Source organism: Paenibacillus lentimorbus NRRL B-30488 (assembly GCF_000411595.1).
GTDB classification, from domain to species: Bacteria; Bacillota; Bacilli; order Bacillales; family Bacillaceae; genus Bacillus; species Bacillus velezensis.
This window is the reverse complement of the sequence record NZ_ANAT01000006.1, coordinates 417109-429233: the sequence shown is the minus strand read 5'-3', so window position 1 is coordinate 429233 and position 12125 is coordinate 417109. Positions and strand designations below refer to the sequence as shown.

At 49.2% G+C, this 12125-nt stretch carries 9 protein-coding genes, 5 pseudogenes and 1 riboswitch; of the genes and pseudogenes, 13 read left to right on the top strand and 1 reads right to left on the bottom strand.

Going from position 1 to position 12125, the window contains the following annotated elements; all coding sequences use genetic code 11:
• The 13 genes and pseudogenes from D368_RS19915 to D368_RS04705 all read left to right on the top strand — a co-directional run bounded on the left by D368_RS19915 (position 1) and on the right by D368_RS04705 (position 10196).
• Positions 1-798: an ATP-binding protein gene (locus D368_RS19915; protein ID WP_486129213.1), complete on the top strand. Its 798-nt coding sequence runs from the start codon at positions 1-3 to the stop codon at positions 796-798.
• Positions 795-1565 (top strand): dihydroorotate dehydrogenase electron transfer subunit, encoded by a 771-nt coding sequence (locus D368_RS04760; RefSeq protein ID WP_128574594.1) that lies wholly within the window; start codon positions 795-797, stop codon positions 1563-1565. The genes D368_RS19915 and D368_RS04760 overlap by 4 nt, the downstream gene beginning before the upstream one ends.
• Entirely contained in the window at positions 1565-2500 is a 936-nt protein-coding gene (locus D368_RS04755; RefSeq protein ID WP_003154377.1) for a dihydroorotate dehydrogenase, read from the top strand. Before D368_RS04760 ends, D368_RS04755 begins: the two co-directional genes overlap by 1 nt.
• A pseudogene (gene pyrF, locus D368_RS04750) lies at positions 2469-3185 on the top strand (orotidine-5'-phosphate decarboxylase). The gene D368_RS04755 and the pseudogene pyrF overlap by 32 nt, the downstream one beginning before the upstream one ends.
• Positions 3182-3813 (top strand): annotated as a pseudogene (gene pyrE / locus D368_RS04745) (orotate phosphoribosyltransferase). The pseudogenes pyrF and pyrE overlap by 4 nt, the downstream one beginning before the upstream one ends.
• 101 nt (positions 3814-3914) lie before the next feature.
• Positions 3915-4019, top strand: a riboswitch (SAM riboswitch).
• 127 nt (positions 4020-4146) lie between these two features.
• Complete coding sequence (locus D368_RS04740) at positions 4147-4848, top strand: phosphoadenylyl-sulfate reductase (protein WP_003154369.1); 702 nt, start codon at positions 4147-4149, stop codon at positions 4846-4848.
• 12 nt (positions 4849-4860) lie between these two features.
• Positions 4861-5924: pseudogene (gene cysP / locus D368_RS04735) on the top strand (sulfate permease).
• Positions 5925-5972: 48 nt separating this feature from the next.
• Positions 5973-7121 (top strand): sulfate adenylyltransferase, encoded by a 1149-nt coding sequence (gene sat / locus D368_RS04730; RefSeq protein WP_003154365.1) that lies wholly within the window; start codon positions 5973-5975, stop codon positions 7119-7121.
• A gap of 13 nt (positions 7122-7134) precedes the next feature.
• Complete coding sequence (cysC, locus tag D368_RS04725; protein ID WP_071391853.1) at positions 7135-7728, top strand: adenylyl-sulfate kinase; 594 nt, start codon at positions 7135-7137, stop codon at positions 7726-7728.
• A 124-nt stretch (positions 7729-7852) separates the two neighbouring features.
• Positions 7853-8625 (top strand): annotated as a pseudogene (gene cobA / locus D368_RS04720) (uroporphyrinogen-III C-methyltransferase).
• Entirely contained in the window at positions 8626-9411 is a 786-nt protein-coding gene (locus D368_RS04715) for a sirohydrochlorin chelatase (protein WP_128574593.1), read from the top strand.
• Entirely contained in the window at positions 9392-9880 is a 489-nt protein-coding gene (locus D368_RS04710) for a precorrin-2 dehydrogenase/sirohydrochlorin ferrochelatase family protein (protein ID WP_101563004.1), read from the top strand. Before D368_RS04715 ends, D368_RS04710 begins: the two co-directional genes overlap by 20 nt.
• A gap of 94 nt (positions 9881-9974) precedes the next feature.
• Positions 9975-10196 (top strand): hypothetical protein, encoded by a 222-nt coding sequence (locus D368_RS04705; protein ID WP_233499608.1) that lies wholly within the window; start codon positions 9975-9977, stop codon positions 10194-10196.
• Positions 10197-10301: 105 nt separating this feature from the next.
• Here the strand turns inward: D368_RS04705 and D368_RS04700 are convergent.
• Positions 10302-12007: pseudogene (locus D368_RS04700) on the bottom strand (Rqc2 family fibronectin-binding protein).
• Between the last annotated feature and the right edge of the window lie 118 nt (positions 12008-12125).

Here is a 12125-nt window from a genome sequence, read left to right as displayed (position 1 = left end):
TTGGCAAAAGGCCTTAACATCATCGGATTGCTGAACATCCAGTTCGTACTGTCGCAAGGTGAGGTGTATGTGCTTGAGGTAAATCCGCGGTCAAGCAGAACCGTGCCGTTCTTAAGCAAAATCACTAAGATTCCGATGGCGAATCTGGCGACAAAGGTCATTCTCGGCCAAAAGCTTGCTGATTTCGGCTATCAAGAGGGGCTGCAGCCTGAACAGCAGGGGGTATTCGTGAAAGCGCCTGTCTTCTCATTCGCGAAGCTGAGAAGAGTGGATATTACGTTAGGCCCTGAAATGAAGTCGACGGGAGAGGTCATGGGCAAAGATTCAACCTTGGAAAAAGCGCTCTATAAAGCGCTGATTGCCTCTGGCATTCAAATCCCGAACTACGGCTCAGTGCTGTTGACCGTTGCTGATAAAGATAAAGAAGAAGGACTGCTGATCGCCAAGCGGTTCCACGCCATCGGCTATAAAATCTTGGCGACGGAAGGAACGGCGGCTTATTTGAAAGACGCTCAGATTCCGGCTCAAGTCGTCGGGAAAATCGGCGAAGAAGGGAAAAATCTGCTCGATGTGATCAGAAACGGCGAAGCGCAATTTGTCATCAATACGCTGACAAAGGGCAAACAGCCGGCCAGAGACGGCTTCAGAATCCGCCGCGAATCCGTTGAGAACGGAGTCGCCTGCCTGACATCTTTAGATACGGCCGAAGCCATTTTGCGGGTATTGGAAAGCATGACATTCCGGGCGGATCATATGCCTGCATCCGAAACCAATCAAAAGGCGGCAGTCACGATATGAAAAAAGCGCATTTGACTGTTCAATCCAACTTAGAAATTGCCGACCGGATTTATAAGATGGTGCTGAAAGGAGAGCTTGTCCGGCACCTTACCGAGCCGGGTCAATTTCTTCATCTGAAGGTGAGTGACGCGGTCACGCCGCTATTAAGAAGACCGCTCAGCATTGCGGACGTCAATTTCGCCGCGGATGAAGTATCCGTTATCTACCGAGCTGACGGTGAGGGAACGCGTCTTTTGTCCGGGAAAAAAGCGGGCGGCAGGATAGACGTTCTCGGCCCTCTCGGCAACGGATTTCCCGTCCGGCGGATTGAACCCGGCAAAACCGCGCTGTTAGTCGGAGGCGGAGTGGGGGTTCCGCCTTTGCAGGAACTGTCAAAGCGCCTGACGGAAAAAGGCGTAAACGTCATTCATGTGCTTGGATTTCAATCAGCAAAGGATGTTTTTTACGAACAGGAATGCCGTGCGTACGGAGACACCTATGTGGCGACGGCTGACGGAACATATGGAGAGAAAGGATTTGTCACCGATGTCATCCGTGAAAAGCAGCTCGAATTCGATGTCCTGCTAAGCTGCGGACCGACACCGATGCTGAAAGCTCTGAAGCAGCAGTACGGCCATAAAGAGGTTTATCTTTCGATGGAAGAGCGGATGGGCTGCGGCATCGGGGCCTGCTTCGCCTGCGTGTGCCGCACGGGTGAAAGCGATACATCCTATGTAAAGGTCTGCCTTGACGGGCCGGTATTTAAAGCTGAGGAGGTGGCGCTGTAATGTTAGAGGTGAATCTGCCGGGTCTCCAATTGAAAAACCCGATCATCCCCGCTTCCGGATGTTTCGGTTTCGGGAAAGAATATGCCGGATTTTACGATTTATCATGCCTCGGAGGCATTATGATTAAAGCAACGACGAACGAAGCCCGCTTCGGAAATCCGACGCCGAGAGTGGCGGAGACAAGCGCGGGAATGCTGAATGCCATCGGACTGCAAAATCCCGGCCTTGAGCATGTGCTCAATCATGAGCTGCCTTGGCTCGAACAATTTGACACGCCGATTATCGCAAATGTCGCCGGTTCTCAGGTGGACGACTATAAAGAAGTGGCCGAGCACATCAGCCAAGCGCCGAATGTGCATGCGCTTGAGCTTAACATTTCATGTCCGAATGTCAAAACGGGGGGGATTGCTTTTGGTACTGATCCCGTCATGGCGGCCGAACTGACAAAAGCGGTGAAAGAAGTTTCCGCAGTGCCTGTGTATGTGAAGCTTTCGCCTAATGTCGCAAACATAACCGAAATTGCCAAAGCGATTGAAGCGGCCGGTGCTGACGGTCTGACGATGATTAATACACTCATCGGGATGAGGCTCGATCTCAAGACCGGACGGCCGATTTTAGCAAATAAAACGGGCGGACTGTCAGGCCCGGCGATCAAACCGGTCGCCATCCGGATGGTATACGAAGTCAGCCAGGCCGTTCAAATTCCGATTATCGGGATGGGCGGCGTTCAGACCGCAGAGGATGCATTAGAATTTCTTCTTGCGGGAGCGAGTGCGGTTGCCGTCGGCACGGCAAACTTCGTCAATCCGTTCGTCTGCCCGGAAATCATAGAACAGCTCCCCCGTGTGCTGCGCCAACACGGCTTTCAATCTGTAAGTGAATGCATCGGAAGGAGCTGGAAACATGAAAAACAACCTGCCCATCATCGCGCTTGATTTTGCATCAGGGGAAGAGACTTTAACGTTTTAGACTTGTTTGAAAAGGAAAGGCTTTTTGTCAAAACGGGGATGGAACTTTTTATCAGGAAGGCCCCGCCATCATTCACCAATTAAAAGAACGGAACTGTGATATATTTTAGATTTAAAGCTTCATGATATCCCGACTACGGTCAATAAAGCGATGAAGCGGCTGGCCCGCCTCGGCGTTGATCTCGTCAATGTGCATGCGGCAGGGGGCGCACGCATGATGCGCGCGGCCCTTGAGGGGCTTGAAGAAGGCACGCCGGCAGGCAGAAAACGCCCGTCTTTAATCGCGGTGACTCAGCTGACCAGCACTTCAGAGCAGGTGGCGAAGGAAGAGCTTCTGCTGCAAAAGCCGCTGTTAGAAACGGTTGTGCACTACGGCAAAATGGCGGAAGAGTGCGGGCTGGACGGAGTGGTATGTTCGGTCCATGAAACAAAAGCCATTTATGAAGCGGTCCGGCCTTCATTTCTGACAGTCACGCCGGGCATCCGCACGGCCAGTGACGCAGCTGACGATCAAGTCCGGACGGCGACTCCGTCATTTGCGAAAGAAAACGGTTCGTCAGCCATCGTCGTGGGCCGCTCAATTACAAAAGCGGAAAACCCCGTTAAAGCATATGAAGCAATTAAACTGGAATGGGAGGGCGTTCGCCGATGAAACAGGCTATCGCAAAACATCTATTACACATTGAAGCTGTCTTTTTACGTCCGAATGAGCCGTTTACGTGGGCGAGCGGCATTTTATCACCGATCTATTGTGACAACCGTCTGACATTGTCGTATCCAAAAGTGAGAAATGATGTGGCGGACGGGCTCGGCAAACTGCTGAAGGAGCATTTCCCCGAGGCGGAGATGATCGCGGGCACTGCAACGGCGGGCATTCCGCATGCTGCGCTTCTCGCAGACCGTACAGGCGCGCCGATGTGCTACGTCAGAAGTAAACCGAAAGCGCACGGCAAAGGAAATCAAATAGAAGGCGCCATTAAGAAAGGACAAAAACAGTCGTGATTGAAGACTTGATTTCTACCGGAGGCAGCGTGCTTGAAGCTGCGGCGGCCCTTCAAAGAGAGGGCGCGGAAGTCCTCGGCGTCATTTCCATTTTTACATACGGACTGCCGAAAGCAAAAGAAGCCTTTAAAAAAGCGGGTCTTCCTTATTACTCGTTAACCGATTATGACACGCTGATTGAAGTCGCGCTTGAAAACGGAACGATTCATTCAGCTGACATTGAAAAACTGAAATCATGGAAACTGAATCCCGAGTCAAAAGATTGGTTTAAAAAATAATGACAATAAAAACAGGCCTCAGGGCCTGTTTTATTATTCCTATCAAAAAACTCGGGTTGACTTCTGTTAGAATTGTGCTAAAATTTAGTACAAATCTAAAAAGCTTATCAAGAGCGGCTGAGGGACTGGACCGATGACGCCCGGCAACCTGCGTGTATTGCAAGGTGCCGCATCCAGAAAAATGCACAGCATTTTGAAGATAAGGGCTATACCGGGTCACTGTCTTTCATTCCGCTGGATTGAAAGTTTTTTATATGAAAAAAAGATTGAGGGATAAGACAACCGGCAGAGAACAACAGCTGTTTGATTGTCTCCGGGAGGAGGAAAGAAAAAATGCTAACGTATGACACATGGGAGGAACCGGCGATTACATTTCCGGAAGACGATTCCTATAAAGGCGCGCTGTCCGTTTTAAAATGGGCATACGGCCACTACGGAGACCAGCTTGTTTACGCGTGCAGCTTCGGGATTGAGGGCATCGTCCTGATCGATTTAATTTCTAAAGTAAAGAAAGACGCGGAAATCGTGTTTCTCGATACGGGTCTTCACTTTAAAGAAACATATGAAACGATCGAAAAAGTGAAAGAACGTTATCCCGGGCTGAACATTATCCTGAAAAAGCCCAGCCTTACTCTCGAGGAACAGGCCGAGGCTCACGGAGATAAACTGTGGGAAAGAGAACCGAACCAGTGCTGCTACATCAGAAAAATTCTGCCGTTAAGAGAAGCGCTCGCAGGGCATCCGGCATGGCTGTCCGGCCTTCGCCGGGATCAAGGGCCGAGCCGGGCGAATACGAATTTCCTGAATAAAGACGACAAGTTTCAATCGATTAAAGTATGCCCGCTGATCCATTGGACATGGAAAGACATCTGGAGATATACTTCCAAGCATGAGCTGGATTACAATATCCTCCATGATCAGGGGTATCCGAGCATCGGCTGTGAACCGTGCACTTCACCTGCGTTTACCGCGGAAGATTTGCGGAGCGGCAGATGGAACGGCATGGCGAAAACAGAATGCGGACTGCATGAATAAAGGAGCTGCCCGATGGAATTAGCCGCTATTTTATTCTGTCTGTTTTTTGCCATGAATATCGGAGCCAGCGGAGCCGCGGCATCAATGGGAGTCGCTTACGGGTCCGGCGCCGTTAAAAAGAAAACGTATGCGCTGATCATCTGTGCGGCCGGAGTCCTGTCAGGGGCGGTTATCGGCGGCGGTGAAGTCGTTAAGACGATCAGCGGCGGAATCATTCCCGAACAAACCATTACGCTCACCATTGTCTGCATTATAATCGGAGCGGCGGCGCTATCGTTATTCACGGCGAATGTGCTCGGCATTCCGCTGTCGACGAGTGAGGTCACTGTCGGGGCGATTGTCGGTGTCGGCGTCGCGTACAAAGTATTGTTTTTACAGCATCTTTTGGTCATCGTGATTTTTGGGTGCTCGTACCGTTCGTCGCGTTCTGTTTCACTTTTCTCGTATCGAAGGTATTCAGTTCTCTGAATATTCGAGTCATTTCGAAACGGAAACAGAAGATTTTAGGAATTGTGCTGCTTTTTGCGGGGTTTTGGGAAGCTTTTTCAGCCGGAATGAACAATGTCGCAAATGCGGTGGGCCCTTTGGTGGCTGCGGGCGTACTCAGCGTGTCAAAAGGAACGCTGTACGGAGGCATCTTTGTCGCTCTCGGCGCTCTGCTTTTAGGACGCAAAGTGCTTGAAACCAACGGGAAAAAGATTACGAGGTTTTCAGCCGGAGAAGGCATACTGCTTTCAGGAACCGGCGCGGGGCTTGTCATTATCAGTTCCGTCTTCGGTCTGCCGGTCCCATTGGCGCAAGTCACATCATCATCAATTATCGGTATCGGAATGGCCAAAAACGGGCCGAACGTTTTTCATAAAGAAGTCGTGAAAACGATGCTCAAAGTATGGGTTGTTTCGCCGTTTTTGTCACTGTCGATTTCGTATCTGCTTGTCTCCCTGCTGTTAAAAGGAGATTACTATTCCATCTTTATGATGGCCAGCGTGCTTTTGGCAGCTGGCGGAGCCGCCAGTCTGATGAAAGCCATCCGAAAAGAGAAACGCTCTGTCCATGAACAAGGCGGGGGCATTTAACTATTAATCTGAGTTTATTTATCTGTTAACTGGGAGGAATCATGTATTATGAGTTTAGCACCGCACGGAGGAACATTAATTAATCGGGTGAATGAGCAGTATAATCTTACATCCGTCCACAAAGAAATTGAGCTTGATTTGATTTCGTTCGCTGATTTAGAGCTGATCGGGATCGGGGGGTACAGCCCGATTGAAGGATTTTTCACAGAAAAAGATTACGTGTCAGTCGTTGAAAATATGCGTCTGGCATCAGGGGTTGTCTGGTCCCTGCCGATCACGCTTCCGGTCGATTCAGAAAAAGCGGCTGAGCTTGCCGTCGGCGACACGGTGAAACTGACTTACGGCGGAGAAACATACGGTGTCGTCGACATCGAAGATATTTATACGCCGGATAAACAAAAAGAAGCCGTTCACGTATATAAAACCGATGATGCCGCGCATCCGGGCGTGAAAAAATTATTTTCACGCGGCGATACGTATGTCGGCGGGCCGATCACATTAATTAAAAAAGCGTCAAAGCAGTTTCCTGAGTTTACATTTGAACCTGCCGATACAAGACGCAGCTTCGAAGAAAAGGGCTGGAAAACCATCGTCGGTTTCCAAACGAGAAATCCGGTCCACCGCGCCCACGAATATATCCAAAAAACCGCGCTTGAGACGGTTGACGGCCTGTTTTTGAACCCGCTCGTCGGTGAAACAAAATCAGATGACATTCCGGCGGATGTCAGAATGGAAAGCTACCAGGTGCTGCTCGATCATTATTATCCGAAAGACCGCGTTTTCCTCGGCGTATTTTTGGCGGCTATGCGGTATGCGGGGCCGAGAGAAGCCATTTTCCACGCGCTTGTCCGCAAAAACTACGGCTGCACGCATTTTATTGTCGGCCGCGATCATGCCGGCGTCGGTGATTACTACGGCACATATGAAGCGCAAGAGCTGTTTGATCAATTTACAGCGGATGAACTCGGGATTACACCGATGAAATTCGAGCACAGCTTCTTCTGCCAGAAATGCGGCAACATGGGAACGGCCAAAACATGCCCGCATGACAGAGAAGACCACGTCATTCTGTCAGGAACAAAGGTCAGAGAAATGCTGCGAAGCGGCGTCATGCCGCCGGCGGAATTCAGCCGTCCTGAAGTTGTCGAGGTGTTGATTAAAGGGCTGAAAACGAAAGAAGAAGCAGGCGTTTCTTAAGGAGGAAAATAGAGTGACAAATCGTGATATCGTATGGCATGAAGCCTCAATAACGAAAGAAGAATACCAGCAGAAAAACAAGCATAAAAGCTCTATCCTCTGGCTGACGGGCTTAAGCGGTTCAGGGAAATCCACGATTGCAAACGCCGCAGCGCGCGAGCTGTTTGAACGAGGCTATCAAGTCATTGTGCTTGATGGTGATAACATCCGCCACGGCTTAAACAAGGACTTAGGTTTTTCCGATGATGACCGCAAGGAAAATATACGCCGCATCGGGGAAGTGGCGAAGCTTTTCGTTCAGCAGGGAACCATCGTCATCACGGCTTTTATTTCTCCGTTCCGTGAGGACAGAGATCAGGTGAGAGAGCTTGTGGCAGAGGGCGAATTTAATGAAATCTACGTGAAATGCGACCTTGATATATGTGAAAAGCGCGATCCGAAAGGTTTATATAAAAAAGCAAGAAATGGTGAAATTCCGTTCTTTACGGGGATCGACTCACCGTATGAAGAGCCGAAAGCGCCTGAGCTCGTACTTGATTCAGGCAAATTTGAACGTGAAGAATGCACCGGAAGACTGGTTGACTTTGTGAAAAACAGCTTAGCATAATAGGTCCAAAAAGGCCGCGCAATCAGCCGGATATCCCCCGCAATGGAGGGATATGGTAAAATAGCTGAAGTGCGGCCTCGCGGCTGTTCTGGGAAGATTTCAAAACGGATCGGGGAGACATGCTATGGGGAAAGTATTTATCGTTGGAGCCGGTCCGGGAGATCCGGACTTATTAACGGTGAAGGCAATGAAAGCCATACAGAAAGCGGACGTTATATTATATGACAGATTGGTAAACAAAGAGATTTTACAGTACGCCGGAGAAGAAGCGGATCTGATTTACTGCGGCAAGCTCCCGGATTTTCACATTATGAAACAGGATACGATCAACCGTTTCCTTGTGAAGTATGCGAAAAAGGGGAAAACCGTTGTAAGGCTCAAGGGGGGCGACCCGTTTGTTTTCGGCCGCGGAGGCGAAGAAGCGGAGGCTCTCGCGCAAAACGCCATTCCGTTTGAGATCGTTCCCGGCATTACATCAGGAATCGCGGCTGCTGCTTATGCCGGCATTCCGGTGACGCACAGAGAGGCGAGCTCCAATGTCGCATTCGTTACGGGGCATTATAAACAAGAAGACGACTTTGAAGAAAATGGAAAGCGCTGGCGACGGGCATTGATACGCTGGTGATTTATATGGGAATTAAAAATATCCGGCAGATTGAAAGAATGCTGCTGGAAAACGGCAGAGACGGCGGCACTCCGGCAGCCTTTATTCATTGGGGGACGACGGACAGGCAAAAAACAGTCGTCTGCACCGTCGGCACGCTTTCAGACACAGTGATAAAAGAAGAAATCAAAAACCCGAGTTTAATTGTTATCGGTGATGTCGTCAATTATCACTGCAAACTGGACTGGTATGCATCTGAACAGAAAAATCCGGATTTGAGCGAGGCGTTGTAAATGAAGCAGGCGATTTTATATATCGGGCACGGAAGCAGGCTGAAAAAAGCGCAGACAGAGTCGGCGGCGTTTTTAAAAGGGTGCATGCCGCACGCTGACGTTCCCATTCAGGAAATCTGTTTTTTAGAACTGCAGGAACCGTCTATTGAAGCGGGATTTGAAGCTTGTGTCAGACAAGGCGCCACTCATATTGCGGCCGTGCCTTTGCTGCTCTTGACCGCAGCCCACGCAAAACATGACATTCCGGCTGAAATCGCCCGTGCGGCGGCCCTGCATCCCGATATAAAAGTGACATATGGTGTTCCGATCGGAGTGGACGATGAAGTCGTAAAAGCCGTGCATCATCGCATTGAAGATACCGGAGTGCCCATTGAGCAGGCGAAAGTGGTGCTGATCGGAAGAGGAAGCACAGATCCGGCCGTTAAAAACGCAGTCAGTGAGATTGCCGGAAAACTTGAGGCGATTATACCTGTTAAAGAAGTCATCCCTTGTTTTTTAACAGCATGTGACCCGCACTATAAAGAAGTGTTTGCCGGCCTTGAAGAGGATGATGGAGCACCCGTTTTTATCGTTCCATATCTTCTGTTTACCGGGCTTTTAATGACTGAGATTGAACGGGAAGTTCAAAAGCTTCAAACGATCAATCAAAATGTTCATCTCGCTTCATACTTAGGTTTTCACCCGCATATTAAGCAGGCGTTTTTGAACCGTGTGACAGAAGCTGTCCGAAACCCCGGCGGTCAGTTTGATTTTAAGGGGGGACAGTATGCTGCCTCTTCACATTAATCTCAGCGGAAAAAGAATTATCATCGCGGGCGGAGGCAATGTTGCCTTAAGAAGACTCAAAACAGTGCTTCCGGAAGGCGCGGATATTACTGTAATCAGTCCTGATGTCATGCCTGAAATTAAACAGCTGGCAGATGAAGGACGTATCCGCTGGGTTTCCCGTAAAATTGAAATGAAGGATCTCGCGCCCGCTTTTTTCATCATTGCCGCGACAAATGACCGCAGCGTGAATCGGGAGATAGCCGCGGGCGCTTCTGAAACGCAGCTGGTCAATTGTGTAAGCGAGGCTGAACGGGGCAGCGTGTATATGCCGAAGATCATCCGCAAAGGGCGCATTCAAGTATCCGTATCAACAAGCGGCGCAAGCCCGGCACATACGAAAAGACTGGCTGAGGACATAAAGCCTCTCATTACTGCTGATTTGGCTGAAGAAGTGGATCGATTATTTGAGAAAAGAAGAAGACCATAAAAAACACCTTGTCTGTCATCAGGCAGGGTGTTTTTTATACTGTCCTGACAGTCCGCCGAATATGAAAAATTCAAAACGAAAGCGGGCAGTTTGAATGGTATATGCCGACAAGCGGTCAGGATTGCGAAGTGATGCGGAATATGTATGTGATCCCGATGCCGCCTGGATTCCGCCCGCATACAAAGGAAAGGTCAGAGACCCGCCCGAATGTGCTCAGGTTTGGCGAGGGAAGGTGAAAGTATCCGCCGCCAAATCAGGTGTGACCGTTTTAATCACAGACGGCCCGGCGGATCAGGCAGACATGACGGGAAACTGATCAGATATTGTAAAGATGATTCTGACGGCTGGGAGAGTTTCGTCTCCGTTTATACGTAATAAAAACACCTCCAAGCTGAGCGCGGGTTTCAGCTTGGAGGTGCGTTTATTTTTTCAGCCGTATGACAAGGTCGGCATCAGGTGTGACAAATACGGTATGCTGGCTGTCATAGGTGACAAATCCGGGCTTTGCGCCGTTTGGCTTTTTCACGTGTCTGATTTTTGTATAATCAACCGGAACGGAGCCGGAATCTTTCGCTTTGGAAAAATAAGCGGCGATCGCAGCGGCCTCCAGTATGGATTGTTCATCCGGATCGCTGCTTTTAATCACAACGTGGGAACCCGGAATGTCTTTCGTGTGGAACCATAAATCATCCCTTGCGGCAGCTTTTGTCGTTAAGTACTCATTTTGTTTATTGTTTTTGCCGACAAGAATCGTCAATCCCCGTGAAGATTCATATTGCTCCAAAACAGGAACGTGCTGCTTCTGTTTTTTCTGTCCTCTCTGCTGTTTCGGCCGCAGATATTTGCCTTCCACAAGCTCTTCCCTTATTTCATGGATATCTTTTGTGGAGGCGGAGGAGAGCTGCTGGATCAGCTGATCGAAATAAGCGATTTCCTCCTCGGCCAGACGGATCTGTTCTTTTACCACCTCGACGGAATTCTTCGCCTTTTGATACTTTGTAAAATACATCTGTGCATTTTCTGACGGTGTTTTGTTCGGATTTAAAGGGATGGTCACCGTCTTACTTTCTTCATCATAATAATTGATGACTTCCGCTTCTTTGTCACCTTTTTTCAGCATATACAAATTCGCCGTCAGCAGTTCGCCGTATAGCTGGAATTCCTTCGCATTCTCTGAGTAGTCGAGCGTCTTTTCCAGCTTTTTTATCTTATTGGCGTTCTTTTTCCGTTCATTTGCGACAAATCGCTCGAGATCCTGCGCCTGCTGTTTGACGCGGTCGCGTTCCGCTTTGCCGAAATAAAACCGGTCCAACAGCTCACTCAATGAGTGAAAGGTGCGCTCCTCTCCGTTTACATGTGTGAGAGACAGGAGGTAAAAGTATTCCTTTCCGCCGGCTGTCGTAATGTTCGGTGTAAACCTGCAATCTTTCACGGCATGGAACATTTCAATCAGCGTCTTCGGCAGCGTTATTTTGTTAGCGAGACCCGCTCTGTGAACGGCTTCTTTTGCAAACAGCGGAGAAACACCGGAGAAATGTCTGACGATCTGCTGGTCAAGCCGTCCTTCCTGAAAACTGAGATAACGCAAAACGTCCTCTTCATCCGCGGCAAGCGGCGAAATTTTTTCCTGAGCGGGAGGAAGCTTGTAATCATATCCCGGCAGAACGGTCCGGTAGCTGTTCATCGACGGAGATAAATGTTTCAGCCCGTCGATGATGGCTCCTTCTCCGTCAGTCAGAATAATATTGCTGTGCCGTCCCATAATTTCAACATACAGCGTTCTTACGGTTTCGTCGCCGATTTCATTTCTGCTTTTTATGCGGAATATCATAATCCGGTCTAATCCGGCCTGCTCTATTTTCTCAATAAATCCGCCTTCTATATGCTTTCTGAGCAGCATACAAAACATCGGCGGCTCGCTCGGATTTTCATAGGCCTGGTTTGTCATGTGCACCCGTGAATAGCTCGGGTGCGCCGACAATAATAATTTGTGGTTTTTCCGTTGGCGCGGATGTGTAATATCACATCGTGCTTAAAAGGCTGATGGACTCTCGTGATCCGGCCTCCGGCAATCCGGCTGTTTAATTCATGTGTCATTCCGTATGTAAACATGCCATCAAAAGACATATAAAACACCCTTTCCTTCTTCCTGCATTCGATAATTATAGCATGAAAAGGGGCGAGTCAGAATAAGCTTGTTTACAGAGTGACATCTCTAAAGCGAGGCAGGGGAGTGGACGAGAAG